At 70.3% G+C, this 13035-nt stretch carries 9 protein-coding genes; 4 read left to right on the top strand and 5 right to left on the bottom strand.

The features are described 5' to 3' along the window. Positions 1–368: 368 nt before the first annotated feature. From D000_RS0107360 to smc, 4 genes are all read right to left on the bottom strand, one after another. Positions 369–824, bottom strand: a complete 456-nt coding sequence (locus D000_RS0107360) for a transposase (RefSeq protein WP_018872891.1) — start codon at positions 822–824, stop codon at positions 369–371. Between the two features lie 141 nt (positions 825–965). After that, the gene (gene ligA / locus D000_RS13400; RefSeq protein ID WP_018872890.1) at positions 966–3056 is read right to left on the bottom strand and encodes an NAD-dependent DNA ligase LigA; all 2091 of its coding nucleotides are present in this window, start codon (positions 3054–3056) and stop codon (positions 966–968) included. Next, on the bottom strand, positions 3053–4279 hold the full coding sequence (zipA, locus tag D000_RS0107340) for a cell division protein ZipA (protein WP_018872889.1): 1227 nt from the start codon (positions 4277–4279) through the stop codon (positions 3053–3055). Before zipA ends, ligA begins: the two co-directional genes overlap by 4 nt. Positions 4280–4409: 130 nt before the next feature. Continuing rightward, on the bottom strand, positions 4410–7904 hold the full coding sequence (gene smc, locus D000_RS0107335) for a chromosome segregation protein SMC (RefSeq protein WP_018872888.1): 3495 nt from the start codon (positions 7902–7904) through the stop codon (positions 4410–4412). Positions 7905–8126: 222 nt separating this feature from the next. Between smc and queF the strand changes: the two genes are divergently transcribed. The 4 genes from queF to cysZ all read left to right on the top strand — a co-directional run bounded on the left by queF (position 8127) and on the right by cysZ (position 10955). Next, positions 8127–8549: a preQ(1) synthase gene (gene queF, locus D000_RS0107330; protein WP_018872887.1), complete on the top strand. Its 423-nt coding sequence runs from the start codon at positions 8127–8129 to the stop codon at positions 8547–8549. A gap of 10 nt (positions 8550–8559) precedes the next feature. Beyond that, positions 8560–9855: an FGGY-family carbohydrate kinase gene (locus D000_RS0107325; protein WP_018872886.1), complete on the top strand. Its 1296-nt coding sequence runs from the start codon at positions 8560–8562 to the stop codon at positions 9853–9855. Positions 9856–9975: 120 nt separating this feature from the next. Beyond that, entirely contained in the window at positions 9976–10185 is a 210-nt protein-coding gene (locus tag D000_RS0107320; RefSeq protein WP_018872885.1) for a DUF3185 family protein, read from the top strand. An 8-nt stretch (positions 10186–10193) separates the two neighbouring features. Then, entirely contained in the window at positions 10194–10955 is a 762-nt protein-coding gene (cysZ, locus tag D000_RS0107315; protein ID WP_018872884.1) for a sulfate transporter CysZ, read from the top strand. A gap of 73 nt (positions 10956–11028) precedes the next feature. Here cysZ and D000_RS0107310 read toward each other — a convergent pair whose 3' ends face one another. Next, the gene (locus D000_RS0107310) at positions 11029–13017 is read right to left on the bottom strand and encodes a DUF1631 family protein (protein WP_026279830.1); all 1989 of its coding nucleotides are present in this window, start codon (positions 13015–13017) and stop codon (positions 11029–11031) included. Positions 13018–13035 lie beyond the last annotated feature (18 nt).

Genomic DNA, 13035 nt, shown 5'->3' with positions numbered 1-13035 from the left:
GGCCGCCCGACTCCGATGTCCACCAAAACCACCCGGATACAGTACATCAAGCGCCCAACCCGGGGGCCACCGCGATCCGTCACGGCCCGCGGAGCATAAGCAACCCCTGATAAAAATGCACCCCGACTCCGTGATACACACTGTGGGAGCCTGCTTGCAGGCGAAGCCCCCGCCCGCGCCGGGAAACCAACCCCGCGCAGGAGCCTCGCTGCCAAGGCGGCCCATGCGGGGCTGGCCCAACGCGCGACCATCTCGCTGCTCTGGCAGGGGCTTCGCGGGCAAGCCCGCTCCCACAGCGGCACCTTGGGTTCTGTCCACCGTGGGAGCGGCCTTGGCCGCGAAGCCCCTGCCAAAGTCCATTCAGCCGCTCACTCCAACCAGACCGCATCCCACAGGGGATAGTCACCGAGATTGCCCACCAGCCCAGCCCGAAGCGGGTTCGCCACCACATAACGAGCCACGGCCTGGAGATCCTCTTCCCGGCGCAAAGCGCGATCGTGGAAACCCGGCTGCCAAACCCGGCAAGGTCGACCACTCAACTGCCCGATTCGGCGCGTCGTCGAACCCTTCACCTTCTGCACAACGCGGGAGAGCGATCCAACTTCGAGCTGCATCAACCAGTGCAGATGGTCCGGCATAACCACGAAGCAGAGTGTATCCGCCTCGCCTTCCAGTTCACGCAGCGCATGGACGCAACAGCGCCCATGCTCGAACTGGGAAAACCAGGCGTACCGATCGGCGCAAACCGCCGTGACCAGGTAAATCCTTCCGCGCTCGCTAACCCGCCCAAGCCGCAGCCGGTGGGATCGTGCCTTCCGTGGCATTCGAACCTCCCGAGATTGTTAGCACTCCATAGTTCTGTGGGAGCGGGCTTGCCCGCGAAGCCCCTGCCCGGGTCCGACTTTGGCAGGGGCTTCGCGGCCAAGGCCGCTCCCACAAAAACATACCCACCAAGGCCACCATGATCAGGCGAGGAGCTGGGCGAGGTCGTCGGGGCCGAGGATGGGGATGTCGAGGGATTCGGCCTTGGTGACCTTGGAGCCGGGGTCGGCGCCGGCGATGACGGCGGTGGTCTTTTTGGAGACGGAGCCGGTGATCTTGGCGCCGCGGGCCTCGAGGGCGGCCTTGGCTTCGTCGCGGGTCATGGTGTCGAAGCTGCCGGTGAGGACGTAGGTGTTGCCGGCCAGCGGGGCCGCGTCGCCCGGCTCTGCCGCTTGTGGCCGGGGCGGGTCGGGCCAGTGGACGCCGGCGTCGCGCAGGGCCTGGATCACGTCGCGGTTGTGCGGCTCGGCGAAGAAGTTGGCGATGTGCTCGGCGACGATGGGTCCGACATCGGGAACCTCCTGCAGCGCCTCGGCGTCGGCCTGCATCAGCGCATCCAGGTCTCCGTAGTACGTGGCCAGGTTGCGGGCGGTGACCTCGCCCACCTCGCGGATGCCAAGGGCGAAGATGAACCGCGCAAGCGTCGTCTCGCGCGCCTGTTCCAGCGCGTTGACGAGATTGGCCGCGAGCTTGGGGCCGACGCGTTCCAGCGCCTCCAGGCGCTCGGCGTCCAGCGCGAACAGGTCGGCCGGGCTTTGCACGATGCCGCCGTCGGCCAGTTGCTCGATGATCTTCTCGCCGAAGCCCTCGATGTCCATCGCGCGGCGCGAGACAAAGTGCTTGAGCGACTCGCGTCGCTGCGCGGGGCAGACCAGCCCGCCGGTGCAGCGGGCCACGGCCTCGCCCTCCGGGCGTTCGATGTGCGAATCGCACTCGGGGCAGCTCACGGGCATCTCGATCGCGCGGGTGTCCGCCGGGCGTTCGCCGCCGGCGCGGCCGACCACCTCGGGGATCACGTCGCCGGCGCGGCGCACGATCACGCGGTCGCCGATACGCACGTCCTTGCGCGCGATCTCGTCCATGTTGTGCAGGGTGGCGTTGCTGACCATCACGCCGCCCACCAGCACCGGCTCCAGGCGCGCCACCGGCGTCAGCGCGCCGGTGCGGCCGACGCGGAACTCGACATTGCGCAGCGTGGTGGTGCGTTCCTCCGCCGGGAACTTGTGGGCTATGGCCCAGCGTGGCGCGCGCGAGACGAAGCCCAGCGCCTGCTGGTCGGCCAGGGCATCCACCTTGTACACGATGCCGTCGATCTCGTAGTCCAGCCCGGCGCGGCGGGCGGCGAGGCGCTCGTAATAGTCGAGACAGGCCTCCACACCCTCCAGCACCTCGCGCTCCGGGCAGGCCGGGAAGCCAAGCTCCCGCAGCCAGTCCAGCGTGCCGGACTGGGTGTCCGGCAGGGTCCCGCCTTCCACGAAGCCCACGGAGTAGGCGAAGAAGCTGAGCGGGCGGCGCGCGGTCACCTGCGGGTCCAGCTGGCGCAGGCTGCCGGCGGCGGCGTTGCGCGGGTTCATGAAGCCGCGCTGGCCCTCGGCCTCCAGGCCGGCGTTCAGGCGCTCGAAGTCGGCGCGACGCATGAACACCTCGCCGCGCACCTCCAGCACCTGCGGCGCGTCGTCGGTGAAGCGGTCGCCCAGGTGCAGCGGGATCGGACGCACGGTGCGCACGTTGGCGGTTACGTCCTCGCCGGTCTCGCCGTCCCCGCGGGTGGCGGCCTGCACCAGGCGGCCGTTTTCGTAGATCAGGCTGATGGCGAGCCCGTCCAGCTTGGGCTCGGCCATATAGGTGACGGCGGCCTCGCTGCGTGCCGGGTCGCCGGTCTGCTTCGCCAGGCGTTCGCGCACGCGGCGGTCGAAGTCGTGGATCTCGTCGACGTCGAAGCCGTTGGCCAGCGACAGCATCGGCAGGCGATGGCGCACGGTGGCAAAGCCGGCCGCCGGCGCACCCCCCACGCGCTGGGTGGGCGAGTCGGTGCTGACCAGCTCCGGGTGCTCGTCCTCCAGCTTTTGCAGCTCGCGCATCAGGACATCGAACTCGGCGTCCGACACCTCGGGGTCATCGAGCACGTAGTAGCGGTAGTTGTGATGCTCGATCTGCCGCCGCAGGGCCTCGATACGCGCTGCGGCCGCGGCGCTCGGGCCGGCCTCGGGGACCGGGGCCTTGGACGCGGTCATCGCATGCTGCGCCGGCGCAACACGTCCGGGCGGTGACGACGCAACCAGTCGTTCAGGTCCTCGCGCATGTAGGCCAGGGTCTGGTTGGTCGCGGTGGACTGCTGCGCATCCAGGATGCTGCCACCCAGATCGCGCGCGAGCCGGTGGGCATGTTCCAGCAGCGCCTCGAACGCACGCTGCGGCTGGGCGGTCAGATGAACCTGGGTAAAGAGCGTGACACCCGGCGTCATCATGTCCGCCAGGTCTTCCTCGCGCAGGGTGCCGGGGGCGACCATATTGGCGGCGGAGAACAGCGGTACGCGGGTGTCCGTCTCCGGCTCGTGGAAGTGGTAGATATCCATCTCCCCGGGCTTCATGCCGGCGCGCTGCATCGCTGCTCCCAGGGCCACACCGGTGAAGGGCTTGTTGCGCGGGGCGACCACGTGCAGCAGCAGGATCTTCTCGTCGGTTGCACGTCGATCGGCCTTCGGATTGCGCCCGACCACCCGCGGCTCGGACACGTACTCGCCCAGCGCCTCCATGTCCGGCGTGGGTTCCTCGATCAGCTCCGGGTCCACCTCGTGGTCCGGGTGCAGGGGTTCACCCAGGGTATCGTCGGCGCGGGAGCGCCCGAGCCCGCCACGGCGCCAGCGGCCCAGTCCGGCGCGCAGGCGTGTACCCATGCCCTCCAGCGCCGCGCGTGCACGCGCGGCCGGCTCCGCGGCCATGTCCTTGCGGCGGGCGCGGATCGGGCGATCCTCCGGAGACGGCTCGAAGGCCCCATGTGGCGGGGGCGGCGTGGGCTCCTCGTCGCTGTCCAGTACGCCGTAGATGTCCTGCGGGCGCTCGCCGCGATGGCCATAGTCGGGTTCCAGCTCGGGGGCGTCATCGTTGCTGGTCACGCCCAGGTGGGGTTCGTGGCGGTCCCCGGCGGCGGGCGCGGGGATATGCGGCGTGTCCAGCCCGGGTTCGACGCTGCCCCCGGTGCGCTGATGCACGTGGCGATCCAGCGGATCGCCCCAGCCGGCCTCCGGGTCGGCGCCGGCGCCCGACTCGGGTGCCTCGGCCGGCTCAAACCAGCGCTTCTGGCCAGGCGACTCGTGGGCCCGGATGTGCACGGCCTCCTCGCCCCAGTCCGCGGCGTCCTCGTCGCGATCGAGCGGGGCCTCGCGGGTACGCAGACGGTGGGCAATCCAGATGCCCGCGATCAGGACAACCCCCAGAATGATCAGACTGATGCGCATCCAATCCACGCAGTACCTCGTTTAATTGCAGTGTTGTGCCGCGATTTTGCCCGACCACACCGAGCAGCCGTTATACCCGCCCCGGAGACTGCCGCAGCCCATTCGGGGCCACGCAATGCCCGGAGGGCATTCAGGCCTCGGCCAGTTCCACGGCCTCGTCGATATCCACGCTGACCAGGCGCGACACGCCCGGCTCGTGCATGGTAACGCCTATGAGCTGCTCGGCCATGGCCATGGTCGCCTTGTTGTGCGTGATGAAGATGAACTGGATCTGCTCCGACATCTCGCGCAGCAGATCACAGAACCGTCCCACGTTGGCCTCGTCCAGCGGGGCGTCCACCTCGTCCAGCATGCAGAAGGGCGCCGGATTCAGCTCGAAAATCGCGAACACCAATGCCGAAGCCGTGAGCGCCTTCTCACCTCCGGACATCAGATGGATAGTGGACAGCCGCTTGCCGGGCGGGCGCGCCATGATGGTCACGCCGGTATCCAGTAGGTCATCCCCGGTCATCTCCAGGCGCGCCTCGCCGCCCCCGAACAGGCGCTGGAACTTGTGCCCCAGCCCGGCATTCACCTGGTCGAAGGTCTGCTTGAACAGCGCGCGGGTCTCGCGGTCGATGCGGTGCATCGCCGCCTCCAGGGTCTCCAGCGCCTCGATCAGGTCGGCGTGCTGCTCTTCCAGGTAGCGCGAGCGTTCCTCCAGGCTGCGCGCCTCGTCGATGGCCGCGAGGTTGATCGGCCCCAGCTTTTCGATCTTGCGGTCCAGTTCGCCGATCGCCTGCTCCCAGGCCGGGACGGTGGCGTCCTCCGGTAGCTCGGGCGCAAGGGCCTCGGCGTCGAAGCCGGATTCCTGGAGCTGGGTCTTCAGTTGTTCGATCTGCACCGAGCGTTCGCGCAGGTCCAGGCGCAGCTCCTCGCAGGTCGAGCGCTGCGCCTCCACACGATTGCCCAGCTCGGTGCTGGCACCGGCCAGTTCGCGCAGCCGCGCATCGCAGGCCTCCAGGTCGGCGCGCGCCCGGGTCAGGCGTGCCTCGGCCTCCTGGCGTTGTTCCGCGGCGGTCTGCAGATCGGCGCGCCACTGCTCCAGCGGGCCCTGGCGCTCGTGCAGCCCCTGTGCGAGGCGCTCGCGGCGCTGGGCGTCGTCCTCGCGCTGGCGTTCCAGGCGGTCGCGCTCGTGGTGTTCGTGCTCCAGGCGGTGGCGCGCCTCCTGCTCGGCCATCCGCGCCTGGTTCGCCGCGTCGCGCGCCGCGCGCAGCGCATCCCGGGCCTCGGACTGCGCGGCGCGGGCGGCCTCTAGGCGTGCCTCCAGCGCGGCGCGGTCGGCCTCCAGGGTCTCGATGCGCGCCAGCGCCTCGTTGCGCTCGGCCTCCGCGGTCGCGAACTGCTCGCGGGCACGCGCGGCCTCCTCGTCCAGCTCGCCGGCCTCGCGGTCGATGCGTTCCTGCTGCTGCTCGAGCTGCCGGGCCTGGTCGCGCAGACGCTGCACGCGGCGCTCGCGGTCGTCGATCTGGCCCTGCTGCTCGCGGATCTGCCCGTCCAGCGCCTCGCGCCGGGCGCGGGTGGTTGTGATGGTCTCGTTGCGCTCTTCCAGCGCGGCCTGCAGGCGGTTCACATCGGTCGCGAGTGCCTCCTGACGCTCCTGCAGCTCGCGCGCCAGCCGCACCCGCGCGACCGCCCCGCTGGCCCCGCCCTCCAGCGTGCGGTGGGCCAGCCAGCCCGGCCCCAGCCAGGTGCCGTCCGGGGTGATCACGCTCTCGCCCGGAGCCAGCGTCGCCACTCGGGCGCGGGCGGCTGAGAGATCGTCCGCGCACTGCACTGCAGCCAGCCAGGCGGTGACCACCGCCGAGCCCTGCACGCGGGCGGCCAGGCTGCCGGCCGGCGCCTGCGCGCCCTGCGGCACGTCGGTACCGACCAGGCGCAGCATGGCGTCGGGCAGATCCGGCGCGGCTTCCGGGGTGGCGGTCACGGCGGCCTCCAGCCAGGCCCCCAGGACCATCTCCACGGCGGTATCCCAGCCCTCGGCGACCTCCAGCTGCCGCACCAGCGGCCGCGACAGGTCCAGCCCGTGTTCACGCGCCCAGGCGTCGCGTCGGGCGCGGGTCTCCTGCGGGTCGTCCTCGCCGGCGAAGTGCTCCAGCCCCGCCAGACGCCCGGCGACCTCGCGCGCCTCGCGTTCGGTGGCATGCAGGCGTTCCTGCTCCTCGCGCTGGGCCTGTTCCAGTTCGGTCAGCGCACTCTGCTGCTGTTCGCGATCGCCCTGCAGAACCTGCAGCCGCTCGCGCAGGCCGCCCAGTTCCGTATCCAGGCGATCGGCCTCAGTGCCCGGGTGGGTCTGCGGCAGGGCCGCGCGCTCGGACTCGAGGCGCTCGCGGCGCTGGGCGACGCGCTTGAGCAGGTGCTCGGCGTTGTCCATTCGCGAGCGCGCGAGCTGCGCATTCTGGCGCGGTTCCGCCAGCGAGCGTTCCCACTCGGTGAGGGCCTCGCGCGCGGCCTGGTATTCGGTCTCGCCCTGTTCCGCGCCCGCCTCCAGGCGCTCGCGTTCGGCCTCGGCGCTGGCGGTAGCCTCCTGGCGCTGCGCGCTCTCCTGCTCGGCCTGAGCGATGCGCGCCTGCACCGCCTGATGCTCGTCGGCGGCGGCCTCGATGCGGCTGTCCAGCTGGCGCAGCTCGGCCTGTTCGCGCGCCAGTTCGTCCTCGGCATGGCGAATGGACTGCTCCAGCCGCGAGACCTCGGCGGCGCGATCGTAGTAGGCACTCTGCGCCTGGGTGGTGGCCGCCTCGAGCTCAAGGCGCTCCTGGCGCGCCTGCTCGGTGCCGGTCTGCGCCTTCTGTGCCTCGGCCTGGGCCTGGGCCAAGGCTGTCTCGGCATCGTTCAGGCGGGTGCGGCTGGCCTCCATCTCGCGTTCCTGCGCCTGCAGGCGCAGGAGGATGGCCTCGGCGCGCTTTTGCCGCCGCTCGGCGGCCAGGGCCTGGTAGCGCTCGGCAGTGGCGGCCTGGCGATTCAGGCGCTCGGCCTGCTTGGCCACCTCGTCGCGCACGTCGTCCAGGCGCTCCAGGTTCTCGCGGGTGTGGCGCACGCGGTTCTCGGTCTCGCGCCGGCGCTCCTTGTACTTGGAGATGCCGGCCGCCTCCTCCAGGTACACGCGAAGCTCTTCCGGGCGCGCCTCGATCAGCCGCGCGATCATGCCCTGCTCGATGATGGCGTAGCTGCGCGGTCCCAGGCCGGTACCGAGGAACAGGTCCACCACGTCGCGCTTGCGCGCGCGCTGGCCGTTGAGGAAGTACTTGGACTGGCCGTCGCGGGTCAGCGCGCGTTTGACGGCGATCTCGCCATAGCCGCTGTACTCGCCGCCCAGACGGCCGTCGGAGTTGTCGAAGACGAGCTCGATGGAGGCCTGCCCCACCGGCTTGCGGCTGGAGGAGCCGTTGAAGATCACGTCCTCGCTGGAGTCGCCGCGCAGATGCTTGGCCGAGGATTCGCCCATCACCCAGCGCACCGCGTCGATGGTGTTGGACTTGCCACAGCCGTTCGGCCCGACCACGCCAACCCGGTTGCCGGGCAGGACGAGGGTGGTCGGGTCCACGAATGACTTGAAGCCGGCCAGCTTGATTCGGGCGAGTCGCACGTTCGGCGCTATCCGCGGTCAGGAATCTCGGGGTTAGAATGGTACACGCTTACAACCCGACCGTGACCTGCCCCCAAACACCTGACACCTGCCCCCGTAGGAGCCTGCTTGCAGGCGAAGCCCCTGCCAAAATCCGGCGTGGGCAGGGGCTTCGCCTGCAAGCAGGCTCCCACGGTGGCACAGTCAGGCGCGGGACCTTTCATTCCATAACGAGAGACGTAGATGCCCAGCCAGCCGAGCAAGACCCTGGATACCTTCGACAACCCGGCACCGGAAAACGACTTCGCGATTTACATGCGCATTCCGGAGTTCACCTGCCTGTGTCCCGCCACCGGCCAGCCGGACTTCGCCGAGCTGCACCTGCAGTACGTGGCCGACCAGAAATGTGTGGAACTGAAATCGCTGAAGTCCTACATGTGGTCGTTCCGCGAGGAAGGCGCCTTCCACGAGGCGATCACCAACCGCATCCTGGCCGACCTGGTGGCCGCGACCGATCCGCGCTACATGCGTCTGACCGCGTATTTCAACGTGCGCGGAGGGATCTACACGACCGTGGTGGCGGAACACCGCAAGCCGGGCTGGAACCCTCCGGCTCCGGTTCAGCTGCCCGCCCCGGCCCGCAGCCCGCTGGACATGAACCGCTGACGCCGACGCGATGCACGCACTCGGCCTCGACCTGGGCACTTCCGGCATCCGCCTGGCCCTGCTGGACCCGGACGGGCGCCATGTCCACACGGCCCGGCGCGGGCTGCCGGAATCCAGCGGCGCGGACGACAGCCACGCGGAACAGGACCCGATGCAGTGGTGGAGCCATGTGCGCGAACTGCTGCGCGAGGCCGCCGGCCTGCTGCGCGGGGCACCGGCGGCGATCGCGGTGGACGGCACCTCCGCCACGCTGCTGCGCGTGGACCACGAGGGCCGGCCAACCCACCCGGCTCTGATGTACAACGATGCCCGCGCCACCGACATGCAGTCGGTGCTGGCCGGGGTTGCCCCCACCGAATCGGCCGTGCACAGCCCCAGCTCCTCGGCCGCCAAGCTGCTCTGGCTGCGCCGCCACGAGGGCCTTTCCGGGGTGCGCCATGTGCTGCACCAGGCGGACTGGATCGCCGGCCGCCTGCGCGGGCGCTATGACCGCATGGACGAAAACAACGCCCTGAAACTGGGCTACGACGCGCTGTGGGGTGGCTGGCCGGACTGGCTGCAGGACATCCTGGGCACGGATGCGGCCCTGCTGCCGACGGTCGTGCCTGCTGGAACCGTGCTCGGCCCACTCGATCCCGCCATGGCGGAATCACTGCACCTGAACCCGGCCTGCCGGGTGGTGGCGGGCACGACGGACAGCATCGCGGGGTTTCTGGCCACGGGCGTGGACGACGACCGCACCGGCGTCACCAGCCTGGGTTCGACCCTGGTGATCAAGCAGCTCGCGCCGGAACCGGTCTACGCCCCGAAACTGGGTATCTACAGTCATCGTCTGCTGGGGCGCTGGCTGGTCGGCGGGGCCTCCAACAGCGGGGGTACCGTGCTGCGCCAGTATTTCGACGATGCCGCCCTGGAGCGCCTGAGCGCTGCGATCGACCCGGAAACCGACAGCGGGCTGGACTACCTGCCCCTGCCCCGCCCCGGCGAGCGCTTCCCGGTCAACGACCCTGAACTGAAGCCGCGCATGACCCCCCGCCCCGAGGACGACACGCGCTTTCTTCAGGGCCTGCTCGAGGGGATTGCCCGCATCGAGCGCGACGGCTACCAGCGCCTGACCGAGCTGGGTACCCCGCCTGCGGAACGCGTGGTCTCCCTCGGTGGCGGCGCCCGGAACCTCGTGTGGACGCGCATCCGCCGCCGGATTCTGGGGCTGCCGGTGACCCGGGCCGAGCACGACGACGCCGCCCGCGGTGCGGCCCGACTCGCCCGGATTGGCATCGGCCTGGAGCCCGGCTTCACGGACTGACCCGCCCCTATGGGGAAAGACCCTTGTGGGAGCGGCCTCGGCCGCGAAGCCCCCGCGGCGCCTCCGTGCCGGTGACCGGTGTTACATTCGGAAGGGAACACCACGACAAAGGGACACAACATGCACTGGACGCGAATTCTCGGGATTGCCCTGCTGGTCGGCGGGATCATCCTGCTGTTGATGGGCTATGACGCCACCGAAAGCCTGGGCGAGGAGCTGCACCGCGAATTCCTGGGTAGCTACACGGACGAGACACGCTGGTATCTGATTGGCGGGGGCGTGATGGCGGCCGTCGGCCTGGTGCTGACCCTGTTCGGGGCCCGCCGCTGAGGCAGACGGTGGCGCAGCCTGCGCGCGGGGTTGCAACACCCCTGTTCGCGTTTCTCGCGCCGTTTCGCGGCCTTTCGCGGGTGTTCGATCCGGCCCTGCGCGGGCTGGTCATGATCCCGCTGCTGATCAACATCGCCGTGGTGATCGGCCTCGCCACGGCGGCGGCGTTCGGCTTCGAGGCGCTGCTGACCGCCTGGCTCCCGAGCGGATGGGACTGGCTGGCCTGGTTGCTGTGGCCCCTGTTCGCGCTGGCCCTGCTGGTGGCCTTCGCCGTGTCCGCGGTCGCGCTGGCGGCGATCATCGCCAGCCCGTTTTCCGGGCCTCTGGCCTACCGCACCGCCTGTAACCTCGGGTACCCGCCGCCGCGGCCGGCGCGATCCTTCTTCGCCGAGACGGGCCACGCCAGCATTACCGCGCTGCGCAAGACCGGCTACTACGCGCTGCTGTTCATCCCGGTGCTGCTGATCACGATCATACCCGGGCTCAACCTGATCTCCGGGATCGCCTGGTTCGTCTTCGGGAGCTGGGTGCTGTCAGTGGAGTTCCAGGAACCGCCGCTGGCCAACGACGGGCTGGGTTTTGCAGCGGTGCGTCAGACCCTGCGCGGCCGACGGCTGGAGACCCTCGCCTTTGGCGCCGGCACCACGCTGCTGGCGATGGTGCCGCTGCTCAATCTCCTGCTGGTGCCCGCGGCGGTTATCGGCGCCACCCATCTGCACGTACGCCGGCAGCGAGGCCTGACAGCCCGGGGAACTCGCACCGCGGGGTAATACGCACAGCCACGGCGCGCGGCGGATCCCGCTACGGGGACTGCGCACCGTTTCGACCCCATGCGGCCCAGGTTCAGCCCAGCAGCGCGTCGAGCGGGTTGTCCACCGGCAGGGGGCGCATGCGGCCCTCGCGCAGCTCCTGGGCCACCCCCTGCAGGGAATGGCGCCGGCACCGACCCTGATCCAGCGACAGGAACAGGAAGCCCCGCGTCGCCTCGCCACGCCAGACCAGCCCCACGCGCCAGGACTCGCCGCTCGCCTTGTCCACACACTCGAACCAGTCACCCCTGCGAATGCGGCTGGCGTCGAAGACAAAACGGTCGTCCAGATCGGTCAGCAGGTCGCGGTCGTCGTCCTCCAGACGCAGGGTGCGGCGCGCCTGGATGCGCGCCTGCGGATCGAACCGCGGTTCGTTGCCCGTGGCGCGGATGCGCTGCAGATGGGCCTGCCCCAGGTGCTGAACCACGGCCTTGATGCGATCGTCGTCGGCCCCGAACTCGCGCGCAGTGCCGACGATGCGCTGCACCAGCGGATTGACCTCCTGCGGTGTGGCCCGGTTGCAGATCGCCCGCGCCACCTCCTGCACCTCGGATTCCAGTACCTGCTGCGCGGCCTCGTCCACCGCCAGCAGGTCCTCCCAGGCATCCGCGATCTGTTCGGCGGCACGTTCCGGCAGCTCGGCGCCGGTTTCCAGCACGCAGACGGTCAGGCTGCGCCGGGCCCGCGCGGCCCGCTCCTGCTGCATCATCGGGGCCGCTCGCTCCTGGGCGCCCTCCCACCAGTTCGTGTCTTCCGCCGCCCGCGCGGCCTCCCAGCTCGCATACAGGTCCTCGGCACCGGCCCGGTCGATCGTATCGGCCTCGTTTGCCAGACGCTGGATCGCCGCACGCATGGCCAGCAGATAGCGCTTGACCGCCTCCGAGTCCTCGATTTTCACACCGGGACTGATCCGGACGCCGGTATTGACCAGGCTCCCCGCAAACTGGCGCAGCGGATGCGCCGGGTCGTGGAAAAATTCGAGATCGCGACTGACTGCACGCGCCAGCAGCGGCGGCAGGGACTGCATCAGACCCCGAAATTCGGCGTGGCAGAGCAACTGCTGCGAGACCTCGGCCAGCACCCCGGCGAGGATGCCTTCGATCACGGCGGCCAGGCTGGGCGCACCCGCCGGGGCGGCCCCGGACTCCGCCGGTACCACCCCGCCATCCCCGGGCAGCCAGCCGGCTGTGGCGGCCCAGCGTTGCCAGGCCTCCGGCCCGGCGTCGGCCGCCGGCATGCGTGCACGGCCGCCGCCACCCGCAACAGCACCACCCGCGGCGGCCCCGTCGGGCCCCGCCAGCAGCGCCGGGTCCGCGCTCGCAGCATCCGCCGGCGTCTGCGCTTCGGGCTCGCCATTGTCCGCGCGGGTATCACCCCAGCTTGGGCGCGCCGGCGCCCGGCTCAGATCGCCGTCCGGGGCCTCGGAGACCGGCTCGCGGACCAGGCCGCAGGCCTCCACCGTCTCCACCACGAAGGCCAGCGCAGGCGCGGCCGTCTTGCCCAGGCACTGCACATAGCCCCGCATCAGCGACAGCGTCATGTCGGTGCGGCCGAACTGTTCCTCGGCCGACTCGATCAGGCGCTCGTACCAGTTCAGGGGCGACCAGGGGGCCCAGCCGGGGTGCTCGAAGCGGTCGTCCTCGCGCGCGGCCTGCACGAACACGTAGTAGGAGTAGCGATTGTGCTCGCGGATCAGGCCCTCGAGCTGGTGGCGCAGGGAACGCCGCGTGGACTGGTAGTCGTCCAGTATCTGCAGCCCGGAGTCATCGCCCGCGTAGGCCGAGCCGGAAAAGTCGTAGGCGGGTGGATAGGTCGCGGACAGGAAATCGCGCTCCAGTGCCTCCTCGAACTGGCGCCGCAGCACGAACTGGTAGCTGCGCAGCTGGTTGGCCCATTCGCTGGTGTCCGCATCGGCACCGCGGGCAGGCCATCGCTGCGCCACCGATTCCAGGCAGCGGTCGAGGTGATCCGTGACGCGCGGCACGATGCCGCGGGCCAGCTGCTGGCGCTGGGCCTCCGACAGCCCCGCCAGGCCGGACCA

It is taken from the genome of Thioalkalivibrio sp. ALJ16 (assembly GCF_000377345.1).
In the GTDB taxonomy this organism is placed as follows: domain Bacteria; phylum Pseudomonadota; class Gammaproteobacteria; order Ectothiorhodospirales; family Ectothiorhodospiraceae; genus Thioalkalivibrio.
The sequence above is the reverse complement of the archived record's forward strand: the minus strand, read 5'-3'. Positions and strand labels throughout refer to the sequence as shown.

Bases quoted from the DNA above. Each gene is read 5' to 3' on its own strand.
- D000_RS0107360 (WP_018872891.1), bottom strand. From the start codon at position 824: ATGCCACGGAAGGCACGATCCCACCGGCTGCGGCTTGGGCGGGTTAGC.
- ligA (WP_018872890.1), bottom strand. From the start codon at position 3,056: ATGACCGCGTCCAAGGCCCCGGTCCCCGAGGCCGGCCCGAGCGCCGCG.
- zipA (WP_018872889.1), bottom strand. From the start codon at position 4,279: ATGCGCATCAGTCTGATCATTCTGGGGGTTGTCCTGATCGCGGGCATC.
- queF (WP_018872887.1), top strand. From the start codon at position 8,127: ATGCCCAGCCAGCCGAGCAAGACCCTGGATACCTTCGACAACCCGGCA.
- D000_RS0107325 (WP_018872886.1), top strand. From the start codon at position 8,560: ATGCACGCACTCGGCCTCGACCTGGGCACTTCCGGCATCCGCCTGGCC.
- D000_RS0107320 (WP_018872885.1), top strand. From the start codon at position 9,976: ATGCACTGGACGCGAATTCTCGGGATTGCCCTGCTGGTCGGCGGGATC.